The sequence below is a fragment of the Croceitalea vernalis genome (genome assembly GCF_031846405.1).
GTDB classification, from domain to species: domain Bacteria; phylum Bacteroidota; class Bacteroidia; order Flavobacteriales; family Flavobacteriaceae; genus Croceitalea; species Croceitalea vernalis.
Genome location: NZ_JAVRHU010000003.1, coordinates 448,808 through 472,952, shown reverse-complemented (window position 1 = coordinate 472,952; position 24,145 = coordinate 448,808). Strand labels below are relative to the sequence as shown.

Below are 24,145 nucleotides of genomic sequence, written 5' to 3'. Positions count from 1 at the left end.
GAACATGCAGATAATTGAAGATTCAGAGGAATTTGATGTCATTATTGTAGGCTCCGGAGCCGGAGGTGGAATGGCAACTAAACAATTAGCCGATGCTGGCCTTAATGTGGCAGTAGTGGAGGCTGGCCCTTATTTTGACCCAGCAGATCCTAAAACAATGACTCAAATGAAATGGCCTTACGAGTCACCAAGAAGAGGTGCCGGAACCGACCGGGCTTTTGGAGAATGGGACATGTCATACGGTGATTGGGAAGTGGACGGTGAACCTTATACAGTTGAAGAGGGTACTGAGTTTAAGTGGTGGCGTTCACGCATGTTAGGCGGAAGAACCAATCATTGGGGCCGAATTTCACTTCGTTTTGGTCCGAAAGATTTTAAAGGAAAAACAAGAGATGGATTGGGTGAAGATTGGCCTATAGGCTATGACGATGTTAAACCTTACTACGATAAAGTTGATAAATTAATTGGAGTTTTTGGAACAAATGAGGGCATGGAGAATGACCCAGACGGATTTTTTCTTCCTCCGCCAAAACCAAGACTTCATGAGCTTTTTTACATCAATGGAGCAAAAAAATCAGGCATTCCGGTTATCCCTTCAAGAATGTCTATGTTAACTAAAAGAATCAATAATGATCGTGGAGTCTGTTTTTATTGTGGCCAATGCTCTCGGTCTTGTTCTGTTTATGCAGATTTTTCATCTGGTAGTTGTTTAATTTTTCCCGCTCAAAAGAACGGTGGTAAAGTGAAAATTTACGTAAATGCCATGGTTAGAGAAGTAACAACAAATGAAGAAGGAAAAGCAACTGGTGTTTCATATATTAATAAGGAGGATAGAAAAGAATATAAATTAAAGTCAAAAGTTGTGGTGTTGGCAGCTTCTGCCTGTAGTTCTGCTAGAATATTGTTAAACTCAAAAAGCAAGCAGCATCCTAATGGATTGGGCAATAGTAGCGATTTGGTTGGTAAATATTTACATGATTCTACTGGTGCAAGTGCTGCAGGTTTTATACCAGGTTTAATGAATCGAAAAACATCTTATAACGAAGACGGTGTAGGCGGTATGCATGTATATTCGCCTTGGTGGGGTGATAATTCAAAACTTGATTTCCCTCGTGGTTACCACATTGAAGTCTGGGGTGGAATGGGGCAACCTAATTATGGTTTCGGTTTTAATGTTAATGATTTTAATAAATTCTTTGGTTTGAAAGTTGGAGGTTATGGTGCTAGTTTAAGAGAAGATGTTAAAAAGTATTATGGATCAGTTGTTGGATTTGGTGGTAGAGGTGAAGGTATAGCTCGAAAAGATAATTATTGTGAAATAGACCCTACTACACTTGATGAATATGGTATTCCTGTTCTTAAGTTTAATTATAAATGGTCTGATCTTGAAAAGAAACAAGCTAAGCATATGCAAGATACTTTTGAAGAGTTAATTTATAATATGGGAGGTCATCCTCTAGGTGATAAACCTGGAAAAGAAAGTAATTATGGCTTGCTTGCTCCTGGTCAAATTATCCATGAAGTAGGAACTACGAGGATGGGTGATGATCCAAAAACTTCGGTTACAAATAAGTTTAATCAATTACATGATGTGGACAATGTATTTATTGTAGATGCAGGACCATTTGTATCACAAGCAGATAAAAACTGTACTTGGACTATTTTGGCCTTGTCATGGCGCGCTTCAGATTATATCATTGAACAATTAAAACAACAAAATATTTAATCATGGATAGAAGAAAAAGTATACAAACCATTATCCTTGGTGCTGGTGCTTCCGCACTAGCTTTTCATGGTTGTAAAGCAGATGGTTCTACTTCGGAAGAAGCCTTGGCAAATGTTGATGAAAAATACTTCGGGCGAACACCAAAGGAGTTAGAACGAATTGAAAAATTGAATGCTGAAGAACTTTTTAATGCCCACGAACTAGAAACAGTTGGTGTTTTAAGCACTGTGATTTTGCCACCTCAAGAGCCAAACGGAGGACCATTAGAAGCAGATGTTCCAGAATTTGTGGAATTTATGGGAAAAGATATTCCAGAATTAAAACCTACTCTTTTAGGAGGTTTGATGTGGTTAGATCATAAATCAAATACGGAGTTTGGTATTGAATTTAAGTTAGCGACGTTAGAACAACAACAGCAGATATGTGATCAAATTTGTTGGCATGACCCTGAAGTGCCTTTAGATGAGCAACCGCTTGAAATCCAGTTTTTTGCTTTAATGAGAAACTTAACAGTTTGTGGTTATTATACTTCTAAAGTCGGTATTGCAGATTTAGGATATAAAGGTAATATGCCAAATGTTTGGGATGGCGTACCTCAAGATGTTCTAGACCAACACGGTGTTGCATATGATCCTGAATGGTTAGCAAAATGTGTAGATCAATCCAAGCGTGGTGTAATTGCCGAGTGGGATGATAAAGGTAATCTTTTAACTTAAAGTTATTTTATGAAGAATGCTCAGCAGTTAAGTACCTCTTATTGATTTTAGAATAGTAACGCATTTAAATTATTTCAATGACCATTTTAGCAGTTGTTTTTTGTGTTTTAGTCCTTATTTTATTGATTACCTGGGGCAAGGTTAATCCATTTTTAGCTTTTTTAATTGTCTCTATTTTGGCTGGTATTCTGCTCGGAATTCCTCTTGGTGATATTTCCCAATCCTTAAAAACAGGAATTGGCGGTATGCTGGGCTCTCTCGCTATAATAATCTGTTTAGGGGCGATGTTCGGTAAAATAATTTCTGATAGTGGTGCTGCTAAAAAGATTTCTGAAGTGTTAATGAAATCTTTTGGTGAAAAATATATTCAATGGGCGCTGCTTATTACTGGTTTCATAGTGGGTATTCCACTTTTCTATAATGTTGGTTTTGTATTATTAGTCCCTTTAATATTTTCAGTAGTTTATCAATATAAACTCCCTGCAGTTTATATTGGTATTCCAATGTTAGCGGCATTATCGGTTACCCATGGTTTTTTGCCACCACACCCATCACCAACTGCTTTAGTTGACCTTTTCGGTGCAAACCTCAGCACTACTTTAATATATGGATTTATCGTTGCAATACCTTGTATGGTGATTGCTGGACCATTTTTCGCGAAAACTCTAAAAGGTATAGAGTCTTACCCACTTGAAACATTTATTCCCAAGGAAATTGCCACTGAAGATTTACCCAGCGGAATTAATTGTTTTGTAACAGCTTTACTCCCGGTTTTCTTATTGGCGGGGTCTTCGGTCTTACCTTATCTATCTACCGGTAATGCAACCTTAGATGGTCTTTTTGCCTTCTTAGCAGATCCAATAGCTGTAATGCTTATTTCATTGCTTATTGCAACTTATACCTTAGGTATTCATCAAAAAGTGAAAATGAAAAGCATTATGGATGGCTATGCAGATTCCGTGAAAGATGTGGCCATGATTTTATTAATAGTAGCTGGAGCAGGTGCTTTAAAACAGATTTTTATTGACAGCGGTGTAAGCAGTGATATTGCTGATTTATTAGGTGGATGGGACGTCAATCCACTGATTTTAGGTTTTATTATGGCTACAATTATTAGAGTAAGTTTGGGTTCTGCTACAGTTGCTGGGCTTACTACCGCTGGTATTATTGCTCCTTTAATTGCTACAACAGGTGCTAATCCAAATCTTATGGTACTAGCAATTGGCGCAGGTAGTTTAATGTTTTCTCACGTTAACGACGCTGGTTTTTGGATGTATAAAGAGTATTTTAATCTAAGTTTAAAAGATACTTTTAAGTCTTGGACTATAATGGAGACTATCGTTGGTTTGGTCGGAATCTCCATGGTATTATTGTTAGATGCTTTTGTTTAAATATTCTTAATGAGTACAACCAATGAATTTTTTAGGATGGAACAAACCATGAGATGGTATGGTCCAAAGGATTCAGTAAGTTTAAATGATATTAGACAAGCAGGTTGTTCAGGTGTAGTAAGTGCTTTACATCACATACCCAATGGTGAGGTATGGCCCATAAAGGATATTTTACGTCGAAAAAAGAGAATTGAAGATGCCGGGCTCGTTTGGTCAGTTGTAGAGAGTATTCCAGTACATGAAAATATAAAAACCCAATCAGGTAATTTTATTGAGTTGATTCAAAACTATAGACAATCTTTAAAAAATTTAGCGATTTGCGAAATTTTCAATGTCACTTATAATTTTATGCCAGTTTTAGACTGGACTAGAACTGATTTAAAATTCAAACTCAAAACAGGTTCTTTAGCATTACGGTTTGATTTGAAAGCGCTTATTGCTTTTGATGCATTTATTTTGAATAGACCTAACGCTAAAAACGATTACTCAAAAGAATTAATTGCTGCAGCTGATTATTACTTTAAAAGTATGTCATTACATGAAAAATATGAATTGCAGCAAAACATCATAGCTGGTTTGCCGGGTAGCGAAGAAAGTTTTACTTTAAATCAGTTTCAAGAGCATTTGGATTTATACAAACAACTTGATGCTGAACGATTAAGAAGTCACTTGGTATTCTTTTTAAAAGAATTATGTCCGCTAGCTGATAGTTTAGGCTTGAAATTAGCCATACATCCTGATGATCCACCATTCGATATTTTAGGTTTACCACGTGTTGTTAGTTCGCATAAAGATTTAATTTTTTTGTTTGATGAGGTTGCTAACCCGTCAAATGGATTATGCTTTTGCACGGGTTCTTTAGGAGCAAAAAAGGATAATGATTTGATAGCTATTTTAAATAATTTTAAAGATAGAATCAATTTTTTACATCTAAGAAATGTGACTCTGGAAGAAGATGGTAGTTTTTATGAGGCAAATCATTTACAGGGAAGTACTGATATGACAGCTATTGTAAGAACAATAATAGAATTATCTAAAGAACGCCAAGTTAACATTCCTATGCGACCTGATCATGGTCATCAAATTTTGGATGACCTTCTTAAAAACACCAATCCTGGATATTCAGCAATTGGACGTTTAAAAGGATTGGCCGAATTACGAGGGCTAGAAAAAGGTATCATTGCCATGTTGGATTGATCAATATTCTGGAAAAACTCTAATTTATACTTTTAAAATTCAAGAGACGAAAATCAATAGAATGGTTTCCTGGTATGTCTATCGTCTTTAAAACTAAAGTTCCGGACCCCTTGTCTAATTTTATGTTTCCCATTTTGACTTTAGTGAAATCTTTAACATAAGATTCCATTCGCGGTGATCTATCCTTTTCTTTACCAATCAATGGTGGGTCATGGGCTTCGATGATTTTCCGAGTAATCTTTGAAGTCTTAAAAGTGAGCTCTAATTCGGTTCCAATGTCCTCGACTTTACAAGTATAATAAAGGAATACTTCAAAAGTCCCACTTTCTAAAATTTTCACATCCCAAGTTATAGAGTCGTTGATACTGGTCCAATTCGTATAAAAGGAATCATTTGGCCAACGATTACTTCTTTTGATTGTGCCATGAGCAATACCATCTCGTGCCGGTAATTGGGTGAATGGAAAATCTTTCGCTCCAATTGGGAAAAGTCTTTTTTCTTTGGGTTTAATACTTTTACTTATTTCTCCCGGTAACAAATTGGAGCTAGATTCTTCTCTAGCAAAAACTGCAACTTTTACTTCCTTTTCCCAGTTGGTTTTTAGGTTAACTAAAGAATCTTTAATAAGCACTAGTTCACTTGAGATATCATTTTTCTGGGCATTGTCAACTTCCATATCGTAAAGCCTATTTTCTTGGTCTAAACGATAACGTTGTGTGCGAATACTTGTATTGCCATTCCAGTGGTTGTATACAACTCTGTCCTTTAAAGGGTATTCGCTATGTAATAAATTCTTGCTAAGATCAATTCCATCTAATTTAATGCTATCTGCCAGAGAAATGTTCGCCAAACTACTTAAGGTTGGTAATAAATCAATTGAGCTCATAATTTGTTGAGAAGAGCTATTTGCCTCAATTTTCTTAGGCCATTTAATAAAGAATGGAGATTTAACACCACCCTCGTCTGTTGACCCTTTTTTACCGCGCATATGGCCATTCCAACGCCATCCGTTAGGCCCGTTATCAGACATAAATATTATGATGGTATTCTCTTGAAGCCCTGATTCTTCTAAATAAGTATTCAATCGCCCCACATTCCAATCAATATTTTCTACCATAGCTAAGGCGGCTTTAGTAAATTGTTCATCTTCTTCTTCTGAGCCTTGGTATTTCTTTACTAGCTGTTTATTTTCAAATTTAGCCCAATATTGATCTGGAGATTGCATCGGGCTATGAGGTGTATTTAGAGGTAGATATAAAAAGAATGGCTCATCTTTGTTCTCTGAAATGAAATCTATTCCGTGGTTAACTAAATCATCCACCAAAAAACCTTCGCCTTTGGTTATTTTGCCATTATGCTCCAACATAGGACTAAAATAGTTTCCCCAATGTCCAGAACAAAAACCATAAAAATCATCAAATCCTCTTGAATTTGGATGATAGGGTGGTTGCATACCATTATGCCATTTACCGTAGGCAGCAGTTTGATACCCCGAGTTTTTAAAAATTTCAGCAATTGTTGGTACACCTAAATCCATTCGTTCTCCACCAGCAGATGTTGCATAAACTCCAAGCCTAGGAAAATATTGACCTGTAAGGAGCTCTGCTCTTGTTGGTGAGCATACGGGTTGTACAAAAAAGTTTTTCATAACTGCTCCCTCATATGCAATAGCATCAATATTTGAGGTGCTCAAATTTGTGTTCCCATTAAAACTCAAATCACCCCAGCCTTGGTCGTCAGTCAGAATGATAATAACGTTAGGTTTTACGAATACTTTTTCAGTTTGAGTATTACAAGAGTATAAAACCACCAATAAACCAAAAAAAAAATGTTTATTAGTTTTCATGTATGACTTTGATTTAAAAGTTGGTTTAAAATTACTTGAAGTCTTTTCTAATTTTAAATACTATTTTGTCATTTTCTTGACTAAATTAATTCAGGAGTGAATTTTAAATTAAATTTGCACTTTTATTGATAAAATATGATAGCTACAATTTGTAGAAAGGCACATTTTAATGCTGCACATCGTTTACATAACCCTAAATGGAGTGATGAAAAAAACATGAAGGTTTTTGGCAAATGCAACAGCCCTCATTATCATGGCCATAACTTTGATTTAGAGGTTAGAATACGCGGTGAGGTAAATCCAGAAACTGGTTTTGTGATGGATTTAGCTGTTTTGGGTAAATTGATTAAGGAAGAAGTTGAAGATCGTTTTGATCATAAAAACCTTAATGAAGACTGTCCTGAATTTGAAGACATTTTGCCGTCAACTGAATATTTTGTCAAAATAATTTATGATATTTTAAAGCCTGAATTGGATGTAAGCCAGTTACTTCAAATTACATTGCATGAAACACAAAAGAATTCAGCAGAATATGGTGATTGGTAACATTTTTACGATATTGCGAAACTTATTGGAGTATTAGCTCAGTTGGTTTAGAGCGCTGCCTTGACAGGGCAGAGGTCACTGGTTCGAATCCAGTATACTCCACTTTAATCCTTCAGGACAAGAATGAATATTTTATTTTACGAAGGTCTTTTTTAATCACAGACTGTTTTTGCACTAAAATTTTCCGCTTGCTCTATTGCATCATTATTGGATATCTCATCTTTATGCATTAATATTCTATCAATGGCGTGAAAATCTGAACGCGCTGATACTTCCATTAAATAAGTCCCTTCATTCTCGAAAGTAATGTAGATATCATGGGCATCGTTATCGGAAGTCCTTGCCTGCCACTTAAATTCATTATTATCTCCGCTACGATATATCTTGAACCACCCATCTTTTGATGAACCATTTGGATTTGGTTGTTTTCCGGAATCATTTGGGTATACGATACTTCCATCATTTTTCTTCCCATAGAAATCATCTGCATCAGGAAATCTTAGCCAAGTATCATTGTGTTCTGTGCCATTATCCCCTTTTCTGTAAGAAGAACTCCAAGTAAACCTATATGTTCCGGCATTGCTAATTCTTATCGGAAATGTAATCATACCAGTGCCTGGATTCCCTAAACTAGGATTACCCTCCCATTGCATATAACCAGTACCAGAAACACCAGAAACATCATTTTTTAAGACCCATCCATCAGGAAATTCATTATCCTCAAATTCGATTGAGACAAGGCCGTTTGCTTCTTCAAACAGAAATCCGATATTTTCAGGACAGTTGCTTCCGTCCTCCGAAGATTCTTCATCACTTCCAGTTTCTACTTCCTCAGCGGAATCATCAGAAGACTCTTCAGAATTTTCTTGGCTTATTTGATTAACGGTTTCTTCATCTATGCTACAAGATTGAAAAGCAATTGAAAATATTAGAATTGTACGAATTAGAGTTCTCATATAAGTAGGTTTCTTAGAGAACGCATGGATTTAAAACCATATTGCTAAAAACCTTGTTTTTTCGATAAACGTCGTGAATTACAACTATTGAATGAATTTTGTAATTGAAACCAAAATTTCAAAGATTTGAATTTCGGTAGCAATCCTCAACTTCTGTTAAAACCCTATAGCGCATGTTTTTGATTTTCCGAACCATTTTATTCTGTTCTTAGATGCTAAATTGTAAATAGCGTCTCTAATTATTCGAGGAATAAAGGCAAGTAAGGCAGCAACGAATCTCCATTCCGGTATTTGAGCAACTATCTTCAAAAAACCATCAGAATGTGTATGTGCTCCAGCCTCGTTAATTAAAATGACCGTAGTTAGTTCCTTTTTTGGAAATCCATATGTGTGTAAAAGATTTTGACCGTAAGACGACTGAAATGCAACAAAACTGAAACTATCTGTAGGTGCAAATTTTAACAACCATCCTACAACACCATTACATAGACTACATTCCCCATCAAAAATTATAATATTCTCTTTCATGACATTTAAATATGCCCCTTAGGTCGGAAAAGGCTAAAATTCATTTCAAGAAAAAATAAGTTTTAGAAAAGTTTAAGATTTAAAGATTTTCTATTATACGTTCCAAAGCCATACCACGAGATCCCTTTATCAGTATAGAGGAAGGCTTTAAGATTATCGTTTTTAAATAATTTTTAAGATCTTCAAAAGATTTAAATTTTTGAAATGAAGTAGCAACGTTAAAAAAATTTTCTCCAATAAGAAAAGTATTTTCAAACCCCATTTTGAGTGCTAAACTCGCAATAGCTTGGTGTTCATCAGAAGCCGTTTTACCAAGTTCAAACATATCACCTAAAAAAAGAATTTTGTTTTCTGAATCTAGTTTAGAAAAACTTTCTAAGGCGGCTTTCATACTACTAGGATTAGCATTATAAGCATCAAGAACAATGCGGTGTTCATTTTTTTTGATGAGTTGAGATCTATTGTTTTTTGGCTCATAACCTTCAATCGCCGCTTTGATATCTGTTTTTGAGACATTGAAATATTTGCCAATTAAAATGGCAATAGCGCAATTTGTGAAATTATAGGAGCCAATTAATTGAGTTCTTACAATGATATTCTCGAACTCTAAACTGACTAATGGATTGGCATCTAAAAATTTTATTGGATAGTATTGCTTATTAGTTTCGCTGAAACCAAATTTTTTAATGTAATGTGAAAGTTTTTGCTCTTGAATATTGTCATCAGCATTAAGAAAAACATGTTTTTTATTACTGAGTAAATAATCGTATAATTCGCTTTTACCCTTAATTATACCCTTAAGACCTCCAAATCCTTCTAAATGAGCTTTTCCAAAATTGGTGATATAGCCAAAATCTGGTTGTGCAATAGAGCTCAAAAATTCAATCTCTTTCTGATGATTAGCACCCATTTCAACAATTGCAATTTCAGTATCTTCTTTTATCGTTAAAAGTGTAAGCGGAACACCAATATGATTATTTAAATTACCTTCAGTTGCAATAGTTTTATATTTCTTTGAGAGTACTGAATAAATTAATTCTTTAGTAGTGGTTTTACCATTGCTACCTGTGAGTGATATGATTTTTGCTCTATTTTGACTTCGGTGGTAAGAGGCTAAATTTTGGAGTGTTTTTAAAACATCAGCTACCAAAATGGTTTTGCCTATTATATGGAATTGTTCTTCATCGATAATTGCATATGCAGCTTCTTTATTCAATGCATCTTTGGCAAATTTATTTCCATTAAAGTTTGGTCCTTTAAGAGCAAAGTAAATACAGTTTTTCTCTATTTTTCGAGTATCTGTGCAGGCATTGGGGTGCTGTAAAAAAATCTTGTGCAATTCGGCTAAATCCATAATCGAAGATAAAAAAAGCCCTTAACAGTTAAGCTAAGGGCTTTTAATTTTATTTAAATAAAACACTATTTCGTTTTCTTATGACGAACTGTTTTGTTCTTTGTTTTTGATTTAGAACCAACTCTAGACATTGCACATCTAAATCCGATATCATCAGTTGCCATATACTGCGGCAAATAACGACGTTGTGCAGGGTCTAACCAGAAAGCTCTATCTCTCCATGACCCTCCTTTGTATACTCGTACTTCATCATTAATTAATGAAGTTCTATAATTAGAAGTATCATATTGACGTAATAATTTTCCTGTTGAGTCACGATCTACTTTGTGCTTTGGAGAATCATACATTTTTCTGTTGTCCGACTCCTCATCACTAAATCTTTGGAAGAATCTTGAAGATCCGGCATCTCCATCACGATAACCTCTGTTATCACTAGAAGAAAAGTTAGTTCTTAAATAGGTTTCTTCTTCGTCAACAGCGACCATTTTAATTTCACCTGGTAAGTTCATTGCAACTACTTTACCATTAGGTAAGGTGTCAAAAACGACTGAGTCTCTTAAAATTTGAACCTTGCCATCTTCACCAATTGCTTTCTTCATATAAATATTACCACGGTAGTAATTGAAATCACTAATTTCATCATCCACAATCGGTCTATATACATCAGCAACCCACTCAGATACGTTACCGGCCATGTCATATAATCCAAAATCATTTGGTTTGTATGATTTTACTTCACCAGTAATATCAGCACCATCATCAGACCAACCTGCGATTCCGCCATAATCTCCTTTTCCTTGTTTGAAGTTTGCCAATTGATCACCACGACCTAAACGTTGTCCGTTTCTAGTGTAGTCACCTTCCCAAGGGTATTTTTTTCTACCTCTATAATTATTGTATTCTCTGCTGCCAATTAAGGCCTGGGCAGCATATTCCCATTCCGTTTCAGTAGGTAAACGGTATTCTGGTGTTATAATTCCACTGCTTCGTTTAGCAAAATTATTAATAGAATCTTTCTTTTGATTTCCTTGAAGTGAATCAATTTGTCCGCCATATACCGATTCTGGGTTGTTTAAATAAGCTTCTGTACTAAAAGTCCCACCTATTTCACCATTAAGAACCTGGTATTTAGCATCTTTAGCTAAATAACCTTCTCTTTCTAAAGTGGCTTCGTTAACACGGTCAGTTCTCCATTCTGCGTATTGAGTGGCCTGAATCCAGTTAACGCCGACAACAGGGTATTCTGCATAAGCTGGGTGGCGTAAATAACTATTAGTCATAGTTTCGTTAAAACCTAATCTATTTCTCCATACCAAAGTATCTGGTAAAGCACCTTTATAAATATTCTCATACATAGGATTTTCTGGAGGGTATACAGCCTTCAAATAATCTAAATATTCTAAATACATTACATTAGTAACTTCAGTTTCATCCATGTAAAATGACTGAACATGCTGAGAGGTTGGAGAGTTATTCCAATCATGCATGATGTCATCTTGAACTTGTCCCTTAGTAAAGGTACCACCTTCAATAAAGACAGTTCCTGGAGGTGTTTCTTGTTCTTTGAAACTAGAATTGTACTGAAAACCGCCTTCCTTGGCATTAATTTTCCATCCTGTAGCTCTTGAGACGTTTTTAGAAGATGATGATGAAGAGTTTTTACAACTCGACATTGTTCCACCTATCACAGCTAAAGAAAGTACAACTTTTAAAAAGTATTTTTTCATAATTAGGACTTGAGTTCAAAACCGATTAAACTTAATATATCGGCACTTTAGTTTTATTTGATTTGAATCACTTTCGGCAATAGAACGAAAAGATGGATACAATATTTTATAAAATGAAAATTTTTATGTCCAAATTTTATTTCCAGTTCTATCTTACCAAATAACGCACGAAAAAGAGATATAGTATGGTGAGTTCATTGCTTTAACAACCTTACGGAATAATTATGTGGTTCTTTTTATCGAAAATTCGGGATTAGGGTATAAGAATTCGATGAAAAGCTCGTTTAAGAGTAATACGTCTAAATTATTTTAGCATTTGTTAACTAATTAAGACCTTCGACCACTTTAAAATTTAAATGAAAAAAATGAAAAAGTTAATTCTTTTGATTGCTTTATGCTTTATCGTTAAAGTATCTGCACAACAAGAACGTACTATTACAACAGCCGTACCCTTTTTGAATATAGCCGCCGATGCCAGAGCTGCTGGTATGGGTGATATGGGTGTTGCTACCTCAGTAGATGCGTTTTCTCAACAATGGAATCCGGCAAAATATGCCTTTGCAACTCAGAAAATGGGTATAGGTGTTAGTTATACACCTTATTTAGAAAGTATCGTTACAGATATTTCGTTGTTAAATGCAAGTATCTACAATAAGTTAAATGACCAAAGTGCTTTCGCTTTTGGAATAAAATATTTTGGTCTTGGTGAAATTGAATTAAGACAAACAATTGATGAAACACCTACAATTGTAAAGCCTAATGAATTTTCTTTAGATGGTTCATATTCTTTAAAGCTAAGCCCTACCTTTTCAATGGCAGTTGGTGGTCGCTTTATTAGTTCGAACTTAAGGTTTCAAGACGGACAACAAGATTCTCAAGCAGCAAATTCTTTTGCAGTTGATGTAGCTGGTTTTTATCGTTCTAGAGAAATTGCTTATAACTCTTTTGATGGACGTTGGAGAGCAGGTTTTAATATTTCTAACCTTGGGGCAAAAATTCAATATGATGAAGGAGGCCAACAAAACTTTTTGCCAACCAATTTAAAGTTTGGTGGTGGGTTTGATTTTATCTTAGACCAAGACAATGTTTTAGGGCTTTACACTGAATTCAATAAGTTACTAGTGCCAACTCCTCGAGATTTTGACGGTGATGGCGATATTGATGCTGAGGATAATGATGAATACAATAATATTAGTTTCTTTAATGGTGTGTTTGAATCTTTTGGTGATGCGCCAGATGGTTTTAGTGAAGAACTTCAAGAAGTTACTTGGTCTTTAGGCGCAGAATATAAATATCAAGATGCTTTTATGTTTAGAGCAGGATATTTTAATGAAAACCCTAATAAAGGTGCAAGACAATTTTTCACTTTAGGAGCAGGTTTTAAATTCAAGTCGGCACAAGTTGATTTATCCTATTTGTTTTCTACCTCTCAAGTAAGAAATCCTTTAGAGAATACGTTGCGTTTTTCTTTAACATTTAATTTTGGAGAAGAATTTTATAACGATTAATAAGAAATATTTAAATTCATTGTAAAACCCTGACATTGCGTCGGGGTTTTCTTATTTTAGACCATTACTTAATTGTATTTAATTTGAAAAAGAAAATTGCTTTTGAACTAAGCGTTTTTGAAACGGAGAAGGAGCTTGCAAAAGAAGAAGCCAATCTATTGCAAATGGCGGTTACGGCACGAAATAAAGCTTATGCTCCATATTCAAGATTTCAAGTAGGAGCTGCAATTCTTTTAGGTAATGGTGAAATAGTGTTGGGTAATAATCAAGAGAACTCTTCATATCCATCAGGATTGTGCGCAGAACGTGTTGCAATTTTTTATGCTGGGGCAAATTACCCCAATCAAATTATTAAAAGTATAGCTATTAGTGCAACATCTTTAGAGCATGAAGTAAAAGAACCTGCTGGTCCATGCGGTAATTGTCGTCAAGCTATTGCTGAGTATGAGTATAAACAAAAAAGCCCAATTAGCGTGATTATGAGAGGTGAAAGCGGGCAGATTTTTAAATGTAGTGCTATAGCAGACATTTTGCCTTTAGCATTTAATAATTCTTTTTTGAGTGATTCTTAATCCAAATTTTTCTCAAAAAGAGATATATCCCTATTTTTGTTTTTCCCAAAAACAGGGTAATTTTATTTAACATACCTATTGATGAAAAAAGTCACAAAAGAGGTTTACCTTAAGTGGTACGAAGAGATGTTGTTTTGGCGCAAATTTGAAGATAAACTAGCGGCAGTTTACATACAACAAAAAGTTAGAGGTTTTCTGCATTTATATAACGGTCAAGAAGCGGTTTTAGCAGGTTCATTGCACGCAATGGATTTAACTAAAGATAGAATGATTACTGCTTACAGAAACCATGTACAGCCAATCGGTATGGGTGTTGACCCAAAAAGGGTTATGGCAGAACTTTATGGAAAGGTTACGGGTACATCACAAGGTATGGGTGGTTCCATGCATATATTTTCAAAGGAACACCGATTCTATGGAGGTCATGGTATCGTTGGGGGACAAATTCCTTTAGGTGCTGGTATGGCATTTGCTGATAAATATTTTAAACGTGATAATGTGACCTTGTGCTATATGGGAGATGGTGCTGTAAGACAAGGCTCTTTGCATGAATCTTTTAATCTTGCAATGCTTTGGCAATTACCTGTTGTATTTATCTGTGAGAATAACGGGTATGCTATGGGAACGTCTGTAGCAAGAACGTCATATTCAACTGATATTTATAAATTAGGATTGGGTTATGAAATGCCATGTGCTCAAGTAGATGGTATGGACCCTGTTACTGTTGCCAAGGAAGTTGATAAAGCTGTTGAGCGAGCACGAACAGGTGGTGGTCCAACATTCTTAGAAATGAAGACTTATCGTTATCGTGGTCATTCAATGTCAGATGCTCAGCATTATAGAACTAAGGCTGAAGTTGAAGAATACAAAAAAATTGACCCAATCACGCAGGTAAAAGACGTGATTCTAGAAAAGAAGTATGCTTCTGAAGATGATTTAAAAGCTATTGATAAAAAAGTCAAAAGCTTAGTATTGGAATGTGAAAAATTTGCTGAAGAATCAGAATTTCCGCCAGTACAACAATTATATGATATGGTTTACGAACAAGAAGACTATCCATTTTTAAAACATAAACTCTAAGGTAGATGGCAGAAGTAATCAATATGCCTCGTTTGAGCGATACCATGGAAGAAGGTACCGTTGCAAAATGGCTAAAGCAAGTAGGAGAAAAAGTTGAAGAAGGTGATATTTTAGCCGAGATTGAGACGGATAAAGCGACCATGGAATTTGAGTCTTTTAATGAAGGTACGCTCTTACATATCGGAATCGCAGAGGGTGAAGGTGCTCCGGTTGATACCTTATTAGCAATTATTGGTGAAGAAGGTGAAGACATTTCTGATTTAATCGGAGGAAGTGCAGCCCCAGTTGCTGAAGAAGCGGCGGTTGTTACGCAAACTCCTGCTGTTGAAGCAGAAGCAAGTAGTCTTACTGAAATTCCTGAAGGAGTTGAGGTAATCTCAATGCCTAGATTGAGTGATACTATGGAAGAAGGTACTGTTGCTGCTTGGCTTAAAAAAGTTGGTGACCTTGTTGAAGAGGGAGATATTCTTGCTGAAATCGAGACAGATAAGGCAACAATGGAATTTGAATCATTTTATTCTGGCACTCTGTTACATATTGGTATTCAAGAAGGTGAAGGTGCTCCAGTTGATTCTCTTCTAGCGATAATAGGTCCAGAAGGTACTGATGTAAACGCTGTTTTAAGTGCTAGTTCAGGTGGGGCTGTAGCGGTTCCAGCGGAAAACAAAGAAGCAGCCGTTGAAGCTCCAAAATCAGATGTGACTTCTCAAGCAAGTAACACTGTTGTTAGTGATGGTAGTAGAATTTTTGCTTCACCTTTAGCAAAAAGAATTGCTTCAGATAAAGGAATTAATCTTGCTGATATTAAAGGAAGTGGAGATAATGGGAGAATTGTTAAACGAGATGTTGAAAGTTTTCAGCCAAATATCGCTAGTTCTACCTCTGTTCCTGAGTCCAAAACTGAAACAGCTTCGGCTCCAGTAACTGCCATGGCTCCTATTAATTTGCCAGTAGGTGAAGAAGGTTCTGAAGAAGTTAAAAATTCTCAAATGCGTAAGGTAATTGCCAAACGCCTTAGCGAATCAAAATTTGCTGCTCCGCATTATTACTTAACCATTGAGGTGGATATGGATAATGCGAAGGCTTCTCGTGCTCAGATTAATGGATTACCAGATATTAAAGTATCATTTAATGACATGGTATTAAAGGCTTGTGCGATGGCTTTGAAAAAACATCCTCAAGTCAATACGACTTGGAATAATGATACTACTCGATACAATCACCATGTTCATATTGGTGTAGCAGTTGCAGTTGATGATGGTTTGGTTGTTCCTGTTTTAAAGTTTACAGACCAAATGAATTTAACTACTATTGGCGGTGCCGTAAGAGATATGGCAGGTCGTGCAAGAAATAAAAAGTTGACTCCTGCTGAAATGGAAGGAAGCACCTTTACTGTTTCTAACTTAGGTATGTTCGGAATTTTGGAGTTTACTTCCATTATAAATCAACCCAATTCAGCTATTTTATCGGTAGGTGCTATAGTTGAAAAGCCTGTCGTTAAAAACGGAGAAATTGTTGTTGGTAATACTATGAAAGTTACACTAGCATGTGATCACAGAACAGTTGATGGTGCCACGGGAGCTCAATTTTTACAAACTTTAAGGGCTTATTTAGAAAACCCAGTTACAATGTTGGCTTAAGTTGATAAGCTAATTTAATTTACATAGAAAAGCATCCTAATTTTAATGGGATGCTTTTTTTATCTTTAAAAATAAATCAATAACTATGAAAAGTTTACTTGCAATTGGTGTACTAGCTTTAGCCTATACCTGTGGAACTACTCAAATGAAAGAAACTTCGACTGATGCCGCTACGGATATTCGTGGCCCAGAAGGAGTTAAGGCTAAAATCACAAAGGTGGCTTCCGTTGATGATAATAGTTTTACGGATAGTCAAAAAATTGGTGAGATCATGAATTTTTTAGCTTCTGATGAGTTGCAAGGACGAGATTCCGGTAGTGAAGGAATTGCAAAGGCGGCCGTTTATATTGAAAAAGGTTTTGAGGAGAATGGTATAAAATCATACTATTCAACTTATCGTGATACACTATCAAATTTTGATAAAGTCTCTTATAATATTGTTGGTGTTGTAGAAGGTTCTGACCCAATCTTAAAGAACGAGTATATTTTGATTGGAGCACATTATGACCATATTGGAATGATTACACCAGAAAATGGTGATGCAATTGCTAATGGAGCTAATGATAACGCTTCAGGTACAACATCCGTTATGGAATTTGCACGCTATTTTGGCACAACGAATACTAATAAAAGAAGTCTGATTTTTGCTCTTTTTAGTGCAGAAGAAAAAGGATTGTTAGGGTCTAAACATTTGGCTAAAAGAATGAAGAGCGAGAATCTAAATCTATATGCAATGCTGAATTTTGAAATGACCGGAGTCCCATTGCAAGATAAAGATTATCAAGTGTATATTACTGGATATGAAATGTCAAATTTGGCTGCTGTAAGTAATGTTATAGCAAAAGAAAATTTAGTTGGATTTTTACCTACTGCTAAGGAATTTAATTTATTTCAACGCTCCGATAATTACCCTTTTCATAACGAATTTGAAGTGCCTTCACATACCTTTTGCACTTTTGATTTTACAAATTTTGACCATTACCATAAAGTAGGTGATGAGAATGAAATTTTAGATTTTGAACACATGGCCACCATGGTTAATAAAATGATTCCAGTATTAGAGGGAATTGCCAATACTGAAGGTCAAGAAGTTAAGTTGAAATAGATGTCAAAAAATATTATTATTACAGGAACTAGTCGAGGAATTGGTTTTGAGTTAGCAAAATTATTTGCGGACGAAGGTCATAAAGTACTTGCCCTTTCACGAAACCCAAGACCAATTCTAGATTTAAATCATGCTAATATCGCAACATTTGCTTTTGATTTGGGCGAAGCTGATGCTTATAAAAAAGTAACTGAGTTTATTCGTGATTGGGAGACTTTAGATATATTGATTAATAACGCAGGTTGCCTTTTGAATAAACCTTTTTTTGACACAACTTCAGTAGACTTTGAACAGGTTTATCGTGTAAATGTTTTTGGGGTAGCAGAGTTGACAAGAATACTCTTGCCTAAAATGCATAAAGAGTCTCATGTTGTTACAATTAGTTCCATGGGCGGTGTGCAGGGTAGTATGAAATTCCCTGGCCTTTCGGCTTACAGTTCTAGTAAAGCAGCGGTAATTACCTTAACAGAGCTTTGGGCAGAAGAATTTAAGGAAACCGGCCCGTCGTTTAATGTATTAGCCTTAGGTGCCGTGCAAACTGAAATGCTAGCAGAGGCTTTCCCAGGGTACGAAGCACCAATAGGTGCAAAAGAAATGGCTCAATACATACTTAACTTTTCACTTAATGGAAATAAGCTTTATAATGGTAAGTTGCTGCAAGTAAGTAATAGTACCCCCTAATCTATTTGTTTTATTGTTATATCCTTGTACAGAACCTCGTAAGGTGCGCCAGCATGTGTTTGCAGGCAAACACACCCTGTTGTCGGTACATTGCCTTCCTCTGTAAATTTAGCTGTGGAAACACCATTGATTTTAATTTCAATATTGGGGCCATTCGCTTTAATCATTACTTCGTTCCAGTCTTTTGGTTGAATAATACTTTCAATCAGTTTTTTATCAGCTACCTTATAAAAAATTACCGGAAATATTTCTGGATTTGGATTGCGTGCTATATCAAGTCTATTTTCATCAACCAAACTACCTCAAAGCGGATAAATATCAGTGGTATCCTTGGGTGTAAAATCCGAAAATATAGCTAAAGCACTTGCATCAATATAGCCCACATCAGCTTGATATCCCATTACTTCATTTGAATTAGGTACGCGTTTTGCTCTAAAGCTAATACCTCCATTAATCATAAGATAGTTAGTATTAAATTTTGTCTTTAACTTCAATTCGAAGTTCTCAAAGTGTTTTTTAGTACATAGGTAGTAGCTTTTATCTATAGGTTGTTTTGGACTTCCACCGTCTATTGCTTTTTCTTCAATTCTAAAAAAAGTTTCTGACCCTTCCCAACCGTCTAATGAGGTGCCATCAAAAAGTTTAACTTCATTAGTTTCATTACAAGAAAAACATAACAAAACAATTAGACCTGCCTTGAATAAGCTTAAAACATGTCTCATATCATTTTGGTTTTGAGGTTATTAAAGATAAATACAATTATTAAAATTGAACTTTATAACTCTATTAATTAATAAACTCCACTTTATAAATAGTATCGAGATTTGGATACTTTTTTATAAAAGCATTCAAATCTTTATACATCAAATTAAGAGTATCCATGGTAGTATCCGCATAACCATCATACAAAGCTTCCAAAACTTCCATATCGTTAGTCACTTTGCCAAATGTTGGAAAACCAGTCACGTCGTTATAATATAGCGTGTCTAACCGATGGTTGTCTCTTAAATTGATAAACAAATCAGTGCCTCTACTTTCTTTTCCTCCTCGAGCAAAACTCAAAGTGCCTTTGTTGTTCCCTTGTAAAACTGGTTCGTCAGGGATTTTGTAGCTATTCCATGCCTTGTAAATCACGCTGTCATTACTCCCAAATTGCGCTACAAACCCAGGGTTAACACGGTAAAATAAAATAGTGTCGAAATAACGAGTTTTTACTAATTGGTAAAAGCGGTCAGCTGCTTTAGGTGATAATTTTCGTTCAACTTCAACCGTAAAAATGCCTTTTGAAGTTTTAAACTCAGTCTTGAATGTTTCTGGTGCTTCTATTTTTGTCCAGCTCGTTTTGAATTTTGAACTTGAACAGGCTATGATTAAAACAAAAATTGAAATAAGAGATAAACAGTTTCTTAGCTTTTTCATTTATTCAAGAGTTAATAAATTACCGAAATAGTATCGCCTTTACCCTCAACCATCATCGTACCATCTATTGTTTTTATATTACCAATTACCTTAGCCGGTTGCTCGGTATTCGAAAGTTCTAGCTTGATGGTCCATTCTGTATTGGTTTGTTTAACATTAACCGAAGGTTTTCCTTCTATTAATTCATAGTAAACAGAAATTTCGTTATCCCCAATTTTTATGTTTTCTAATGAAGCTTCGTTCCATTTATCAGGCATTTGAGGCCTGATTACAATTTCTTTTTCTGCGGCATTAGGTTGTATACCAAAAAACTGATGCACAATAGGGTAGGCATAGCTATAGATGTTCCATGCCTGTGCCATCATTCCAAAATCAGGTGATACTTCATACATACTGCCAGGTAGTGCATAACTGAACGAACGAGTCATACGTTCCAAATAATCCAAGGCGTGGTTTGGTCTTCCATAATTATTTTCGGCTATGGCAGAAACCCCAGTAGGTAAAGTCATTACAGCACCTGTATAAGTAAAAATGGGTGGTGCTTTATACGTGTTTTCGTTAGCGCCAGCGGATTCGTCTCTGTCAATTCCTGTTACAAAAACCCCAAACGGATTTACATAATCTTTGGCAGTTACTAGAGCTTTTAAAGCTTTTTCTTTGTCCGCAATACCCATTTCCATAGGAGTGTTAACCACCCAATTGTGATGTAAAACAAAAGGTCTTGGTTTATCAGAAGGATTGGCTAAAATAAATTGCTTTGTTTCTTTCATCTCTTTTATCGACCAGGGTTTATCAAGTGTATCTGCTCTGATAATAGCATCTTCGATAAGGTGTAAAGTCTGTTCATCAGTTCCAATAAAATCTGCGTACGAATTAAAATCTTCTGACCAGAAATCTGTATTTATTTTCTCTTTTAGTTTTATTGCAATTGCTTCATAGGTATTGGATAAAGCATTTTTTTTTAGAATTTTGGCCATTTTAGCAGCATCAGCAAATGCTTTTTGAGTGTAGACAGCAACATCAATCATTTCACTATCTAGTCCATGGATTTCCATCATTCCAAATCCTTCTGGGAATCCGTTTTTATCTAAATCATTGGCCTCCATAAGCCATTGCAAACCTTTTTCAACAGTTGGAAAATACTTCTCTAAAAATTGCCTATCACCATTCCATTGGTATATACGCCAAATTAAAGTGGCAAACTGTGGGGTCTCATTAATGTTTCCTGGATTAAAAACTGCCCCATTTGTAGACATTTCATGTATGATTTTTCCGTTCCCATTTAAGGTTTCAGAAACGCTATCTAGCAATTTGATAGTGTTATAAACAGCATCTTCTTGCCCTACCGCCATATAACCTTGTAAGGCATACTCACTATCAACACCAAACCACCACGGATAATCAGGAATACCAGCCGTAATTCCTGTTCCAATTTCAGGAACTGTTCTAATGAGCCAATCACAATTGTATTTAAGCCATTCAAAAGTTTGTTCTAACTTTTTATCAGGAATAGTAAGTTTAGTTTTCTCGGCTAATTTTTGATAACGCTCTTTTTTTTCTCGTAATAAGGTCGGGAAGTTTTTTTGAATGTTTTGCAAGGTTGAAATGGCTGCTGCTTCAGATTTGTATGACCCTGCTATTGTAAAGGTTATGGTTTTTGATTCGTTAGGTTTTAAGGTTAAATCAAACCCTAGTAGATTAGAACTGCCAATGCCTTGATAAGAATTGGGACTAAATGCATGTCTATTGGACTTCATAGAAGCATTAAAACAAACATACCAAGGATTATTCTCGTCTTTTATTACCCATCCATCAATAGCATCATTAAAAATAGCAGAATCTTTACTATCAATCATATCGGTGCGTTCGCCTAGCCATGTAGGTCTTAAATCAGAATGACCCGTAAAAGAAAGTTGAAAAGCTTGACGTGCGTTACTATCATTATAAATTTCAAGTTGTACAGCTAAACCTTCCGTATCGTCAGGTACAAATTGACTTCGCTTTATTTTAAGCCCTTTGTTTTTAAAAGAGAATTCATGTGAATTGGCAAATGGATAGTTTATAAACGACTCAGCTTGGTTTAAAGAAAGAGAATCACCTTCCCAATTAAATTCAATCTCAAATCCATCCATCAATTTTATGGGGTGATTCCAAATACCTCCCATTTCTCCTTTAATATGCCAACCTAGTTCAGGAAAAGAACCATCTTGGTGCCCCACCATATACACTCGGTTGCCAGCGGTCACAAAGGGTGAAGCTAAATATTCAGATTTACCCTTAATTCCATTAACCTTAGTTAGTTCTTTAACTATGGTAATCTCTGCCTGCTCACGACAGTTAATCAGCAACATAATCAAAAGAAAAAAGCAGATATTAGAGGCGTATTTCATAGAAAATTATTTGATATATAAATATAGCCAATATCAACAATTGATATAATCCTTTATTTTTGTAGTGTGAGCGATGTATTACAAAAATACCTTCCTGAGAGAGCTGTAGCACCTTGTTTTGGTTTGATAAAAACACATGGGGTAAATCTTAAAATTGTGAATCATCGTGTCACACGCCATGGTGATTATAGAAGATTACCTAATGGACTACATCAAATTACGGTCAATGCTTCACTAAATAAATACCGTTTTTTGATAACCTTAGTACATGAGATTGCACACCTAGTGGCATTTGAAAAATTTGGTCGCCGAATTAAACCTCATGGATTAGAATGGAAACGAACCTTTCAACATTTGATGATTCCATTCATTAGACCAGAAATTTTCCCTACGAAATTGTTACCTCTAATTGCTCAGCACTTTAAAAACCCTAAAGCAAGTAGTAGTACAGATGCAAAACTATCAATAGCATTAAAAGCTTTTGATGAAACGCAACAGAACGAATATTCTTACGTTTTTGAAATACCATTGGGGAGTAAATTCAGAATTTATAATGGAAAGCTTTTTCAAAAAGGTAAAAAGCGCGTTAAACGTTATGAATGTATTGAACTAGCAAGCGGCAGGTTATACTTGTTTCAGCCCAATGCCGAAGTAGAATTAATAAGTGATTAAATCAATCAACTATGAATAAGAATTATTATGCCGTTTTAATGGCTGGTGGTGTAGGATCTCGTTTTTGGCCTGTGAGTACAACAGATAACCCAAAACAATTTCATGATATGTTGGGTACTGGTGATACCTTAATTCAAAAAACTTTTTCTCGACTTAATAAATTTATTCCAACAGAGAATATTTTGATTTTGACAAATGAGCGCTATAACGATTTGGTTTTAGAACAATTGCCATTGGTAAAACAAGACCAAGTAGTTTTGGAACCTGCCATGAGAAATACAGCGCCTTGTATTTTATATGCTGCCTTGAAGATTCAAAAAATGAATCCTAACGCAGTAATGATAGTAGCTCCAAGTGATCATTGGATTGAAGATGAGCAAGCCTTTGAGAATGATGTGACCGCATGTTTTGAAAAGTGTGAGAATGAGGATGTACTTTGTACTTTGGGTATTCAACCAGCTTATCCGAACACCGGTTTTGGTTATATCGAGTATGAAAAGCAAGATGCTAATCAAATAAAAAAGGTGGCTCAATTTCGTGAAAAACCAAATTTAGAAACGGCTAAAGACTTTTTAGCCCAAGGAAATTTCTTGTGGAATGCTGGTATTTTCATGTGGAGTGTCTCCACGATTGTGAATGCTTTTAAAAGCTATCAGGCGAAACAATTTGAACTTTTTAATAACGGAATATCTTGTTATAACACCGCTGATGAACAAGAGTTTATAGCAGAGAATTATCCTAAAGCAGAAAACATTTCAATAGATTATGCTATCTTGGAAAACTCTAAATCAATCTTTACGTTGCCAGCGACCTTTGATTGGAACGATTTAGGCACCTGGGGTGCACTTTATGAAAAACTAGATAAAGACCAATCGGAAAATGCTGTTGTAAATGCACAATCACTTTTGATAGAATCTAAAAGTAATATGATTAGTGCGGCAAAAGGTAAAATTGTTGTAGTTGATGGATTGGAAGATTATATAATAGTAGATAAAGATGATGTTTTATTAATTTACCCGAAATCGAAACAGCAAGATATCAAGCAGGTACGTGGCCAAGTAAAAGATGAATTTGGTGATCAGTATGCATAA

The 24,145-nt window shown here is 35.4% G+C and carries 22 protein-coding genes and 1 tRNA gene; 14 read left to right on the top strand and 9 right to left on the bottom strand.

Annotation, left to right across the window (positions count from 1 at the left end; all coding sequences use genetic code 11):
* Positions 1-4 precede the first annotated feature (4 nt).
* From RM520_RS12605 to uxuA, 4 genes are all read left to right on the top strand, one after another.
* A complete protein-coding gene (locus RM520_RS12605) occupies positions 5-1,726 on the top strand; it encodes a GMC family oxidoreductase (RefSeq protein WP_311386033.1) in 1,722 nt (573 codons plus the stop codon).
* Between the two features lie 2 nt (positions 1,727-1,728).
* The gene (locus tag RM520_RS12600; RefSeq protein WP_311388235.1) at positions 1,729-2,442 is read left to right on the top strand and encodes a gluconate 2-dehydrogenase subunit 3 family protein; all 714 of its coding nucleotides are present in this window, start codon (positions 1,729-1,731) and stop codon (positions 2,440-2,442) included.
* A gap of 77 nt (positions 2,443-2,519) precedes the next feature.
* Entirely contained in the window at positions 2,520-3,833 is a 1,314-nt protein-coding gene (locus RM520_RS12595) for a gluconate:H+ symporter (protein ID WP_311388234.1), read from the top strand.
* 36 nt (positions 3,834-3,869) lie between these two features.
* Positions 3,870-5,030, top strand: a complete 1,161-nt coding sequence (uxuA, locus tag RM520_RS12590; protein ID WP_311388285.1) for a mannonate dehydratase — start codon at positions 3,870-3,872, stop codon at positions 5,028-5,030.
* Between the two features lie 19 nt (positions 5,031-5,049).
* Here uxuA and RM520_RS12585 read toward each other — a convergent pair whose 3' ends face one another.
* On the bottom strand, positions 5,050-6,876 hold the full coding sequence (locus tag RM520_RS12585) for an arylsulfatase (protein WP_311388233.1): 1,827 nt from the start codon (positions 6,874-6,876) through the stop codon (positions 5,050-5,052).
* Between the two features lie 135 nt (positions 6,877-7,011).
* On the opposite strand from RM520_RS12585, the gene RM520_RS12580 reads away from it, so the two are divergent.
* Positions 7,012-7,422, top strand: a complete 411-nt coding sequence (locus RM520_RS12580) for a 6-carboxytetrahydropterin synthase (protein ID WP_311388232.1) — start codon at positions 7,012-7,014, stop codon at positions 7,420-7,422.
* Positions 7,423-7,449: 27 nt separating this feature from the next.
* Positions 7,450-7,524 (top strand) — tRNA-Val (locus RM520_RS12575).
* A gap of 50 nt (positions 7,525-7,574) precedes the next feature.
* On the opposite strand, the gene RM520_RS12570 is transcribed toward RM520_RS12575, so the two are convergent.
* The 4 genes from RM520_RS12570 to gldJ form a co-directional block, all read right to left on the bottom strand.
* Positions 7,575-8,378 carry a hypothetical protein gene (locus tag RM520_RS12570; RefSeq protein ID WP_311388231.1) on the bottom strand — a complete coding sequence of 268 codons (804 nt, stop codon included), beginning with the start codon at positions 8,376-8,378 and terminating at the stop codon, positions 7,575-7,577.
* 156 nt (positions 8,379-8,534) lie between these two features.
* Entirely contained in the window at positions 8,535-8,906 is a 372-nt protein-coding gene (locus RM520_RS12565; protein ID WP_311388230.1) for a thiol-disulfide oxidoreductase DCC family protein, read from the bottom strand.
* A gap of 79 nt (positions 8,907-8,985) precedes the next feature.
* Complete coding sequence (locus RM520_RS12560) at positions 8,986-10,260, bottom strand: UDP-N-acetylmuramoyl-tripeptide--D-alanyl-D-alanine ligase (protein WP_311388229.1); 1,275 nt, start codon at positions 10,258-10,260, stop codon at positions 8,986-8,988.
* 65 nt (positions 10,261-10,325) lie between these two features.
* Positions 10,326-11,987, bottom strand: a complete 1,662-nt coding sequence (gene gldJ, locus RM520_RS12555; RefSeq protein ID WP_311386025.1) for a gliding motility lipoprotein GldJ — start codon at positions 11,985-11,987, stop codon at positions 10,326-10,328.
* Between the two features lie 365 nt (positions 11,988-12,352).
* Here gldJ and porV point away from each other — a divergent pair, with 365 nt between their 5' ends.
* The 6 genes from porV to RM520_RS12525 all read left to right on the top strand — a co-directional run bounded on the left by porV (position 12,353) and on the right by RM520_RS12525 (position 18,573).
* Positions 12,353-13,495, top strand: coding sequence for a type IX secretion system outer membrane channel protein PorV (gene porV, locus RM520_RS12550; RefSeq protein ID WP_311386024.1), 1,143 nt, complete (start codon positions 12,353-12,355; stop codon positions 13,493-13,495).
* A gap of 83 nt (positions 13,496-13,578) precedes the next feature.
* Positions 13,579-14,067: a cytidine deaminase gene (gene cdd, locus RM520_RS12545; protein ID WP_311388228.1), complete on the top strand. Its 489-nt coding sequence runs from the start codon at positions 13,579-13,581 to the stop codon at positions 14,065-14,067.
* Positions 14,068-14,148: 81 nt separating this feature from the next.
* Positions 14,149-15,147 (top strand): pyruvate dehydrogenase (acetyl-transferring) E1 component subunit alpha, encoded by a 999-nt coding sequence (gene pdhA / locus RM520_RS12540; protein ID WP_311386022.1) that lies wholly within the window; start codon positions 14,149-14,151, stop codon positions 15,145-15,147.
* A 5-nt stretch (positions 15,148-15,152) separates the two neighbouring features.
* Positions 15,153-16,787, top strand: a complete 1,635-nt coding sequence (locus tag RM520_RS12535) for a dihydrolipoamide acetyltransferase family protein (RefSeq protein ID WP_311388227.1) — start codon at positions 15,153-15,155, stop codon at positions 16,785-16,787.
* Positions 16,788-16,872: 85 nt separating this feature from the next.
* A complete protein-coding gene (locus RM520_RS12530) occupies positions 16,873-17,892 on the top strand; it encodes a M28 family metallopeptidase (protein ID WP_311388226.1) in 1,020 nt (339 codons plus the stop codon).
* Positions 17,893-18,573 (top strand): SDR family NAD(P)-dependent oxidoreductase, encoded by a 681-nt coding sequence (locus tag RM520_RS12525; protein WP_311388225.1) that lies wholly within the window; start codon positions 17,893-17,895, stop codon positions 18,571-18,573.
* Here the strand turns inward: RM520_RS12525 and RM520_RS12520 are convergent.
* The 4 genes from RM520_RS12520 to RM520_RS12505 all read right to left on the bottom strand — a co-directional run bounded on the left by RM520_RS12520 (position 18,570) and on the right by RM520_RS12505 (position 22,382).
* Positions 18,570-18,869 (bottom strand): 3-keto-alpha-glucoside-1,2-lyase-like domain-containing protein, encoded by a 300-nt coding sequence (locus RM520_RS12520; RefSeq protein WP_311388224.1) that lies wholly within the window; start codon positions 18,867-18,869, stop codon positions 18,570-18,572. The genes RM520_RS12525 and RM520_RS12520 overlap by 4 nt on opposite strands.
* 6 nt (positions 18,870-18,875) lie before the next feature.
* On the bottom strand, positions 18,876-19,295 hold the full coding sequence (locus RM520_RS12515; RefSeq protein WP_311388223.1) for a 3-keto-disaccharide hydrolase: 420 nt from the start codon (positions 19,293-19,295) through the stop codon (positions 18,876-18,878).
* Between the two features lie 64 nt (positions 19,296-19,359).
* Complete coding sequence (locus RM520_RS12510) at positions 19,360-19,992, bottom strand: peptidylprolyl isomerase (RefSeq protein ID WP_311388222.1); 633 nt, start codon at positions 19,990-19,992, stop codon at positions 19,360-19,362.
* An 11-nt stretch (positions 19,993-20,003) separates the two neighbouring features.
* Positions 20,004-22,382 carry an alpha-L-rhamnosidase-related protein gene (locus tag RM520_RS12505; protein ID WP_311388221.1) on the bottom strand — a complete coding sequence of 793 codons (2,379 nt, stop codon included), beginning with the start codon at positions 22,380-22,382 and terminating at the stop codon, positions 20,004-20,006.
* Positions 22,383-22,448: 66 nt separating this feature from the next.
* Here RM520_RS12505 and RM520_RS12500 point away from each other — a divergent pair, with 66 nt between their 5' ends.
* Complete coding sequence (locus RM520_RS12500; protein WP_311388220.1) at positions 22,449-23,054, top strand: SprT-like domain-containing protein; 606 nt, start codon at positions 22,449-22,451, stop codon at positions 23,052-23,054.
* An 11-nt stretch (positions 23,055-23,065) separates the two neighbouring features.
* Entirely contained in the window at positions 23,066-24,145 is a 1,080-nt protein-coding gene (locus RM520_RS12495; protein WP_311388219.1) for a mannose-1-phosphate guanylyltransferase, read from the top strand.

Excerpts from the sequence above, each read along its gene's own strand:
- RM520_RS12605 (WP_311386033.1), top strand. The coding sequence starts at position 5 with ATGCAGATAATTGAAGATTCAGAGGAATTTGATGTCATTATTGTAGGC.
- RM520_RS12600 (WP_311388235.1), top strand. The coding sequence starts at position 1,729 with ATGGATAGAAGAAAAAGTATACAAACCATTATCCTTGGTGCTGGTGCT.
- RM520_RS12595 (WP_311388234.1), top strand. The coding sequence starts at position 2,520 with ATGACCATTTTAGCAGTTGTTTTTTGTGTTTTAGTCCTTATTTTATTG.
- uxuA (WP_311388285.1), top strand. The coding sequence starts at position 3,870 with ATGGAACAAACCATGAGATGGTATGGTCCAAAGGATTCAGTAAGTTTA.
- RM520_RS12585 (WP_311388233.1), bottom strand. The coding sequence starts at position 6,876 with ATGAAAACTAATAAACATTTTTTTTTTGGTTTATTGGTGGTTTTATAC.
- RM520_RS12580 (WP_311388232.1), top strand. The coding sequence starts at position 7,012 with ATGATAGCTACAATTTGTAGAAAGGCACATTTTAATGCTGCACATCGT.
- RM520_RS12570 (WP_311388231.1), bottom strand. The coding sequence starts at position 8,378 with ATGAGAACTCTAATTCGTACAATTCTAATATTTTCAATTGCTTTTCAA.
- RM520_RS12565 (WP_311388230.1), bottom strand. The coding sequence starts at position 8,906 with ATGAAAGAGAATATTATAATTTTTGATGGGGAATGTAGTCTATGTAAT.
- RM520_RS12560 (WP_311388229.1), bottom strand. The coding sequence starts at position 10,260 with ATGGATTTAGCCGAATTGCACAAGATTTTTTTACAGCACCCCAATGCC.
- gldJ (WP_311386025.1), bottom strand. The coding sequence starts at position 11,987 with ATGAAAAAATACTTTTTAAAAGTTGTACTTTCTTTAGCTGTGATAGGT.
- porV (WP_311386024.1), top strand. The coding sequence starts at position 12,353 with ATGAAAAAGTTAATTCTTTTGATTGCTTTATGCTTTATCGTTAAAGTA.
- pdhA (WP_311386022.1), top strand. The coding sequence starts at position 14,149 with ATGAAAAAAGTCACAAAAGAGGTTTACCTTAAGTGGTACGAAGAGATG.
- RM520_RS12535 (WP_311388227.1), top strand. The coding sequence starts at position 15,153 with ATGGCAGAAGTAATCAATATGCCTCGTTTGAGCGATACCATGGAAGAA.
- RM520_RS12530 (WP_311388226.1), top strand. The coding sequence starts at position 16,873 with ATGAAAAGTTTACTTGCAATTGGTGTACTAGCTTTAGCCTATACCTGT.
- RM520_RS12525 (WP_311388225.1), top strand. The coding sequence starts at position 17,893 with ATGTCAAAAAATATTATTATTACAGGAACTAGTCGAGGAATTGGTTTT.
- RM520_RS12515 (WP_311388223.1), bottom strand. The coding sequence starts at position 19,295 with ATGAGACATGTTTTAAGCTTATTCAAGGCAGGTCTAATTGTTTTGTTA.
- RM520_RS12510 (WP_311388222.1), bottom strand. The coding sequence starts at position 19,992 with ATGAAAAAGCTAAGAAACTGTTTATCTCTTATTTCAATTTTTGTTTTA.
- RM520_RS12505 (WP_311388221.1), bottom strand. The coding sequence starts at position 22,382 with ATGAAATACGCCTCTAATATCTGCTTTTTTCTTTTGATTATGTTGCTG.
- RM520_RS12495 (WP_311388219.1), top strand. The coding sequence starts at position 23,066 with ATGAATAAGAATTATTATGCCGTTTTAATGGCTGGTGGTGTAGGATCT.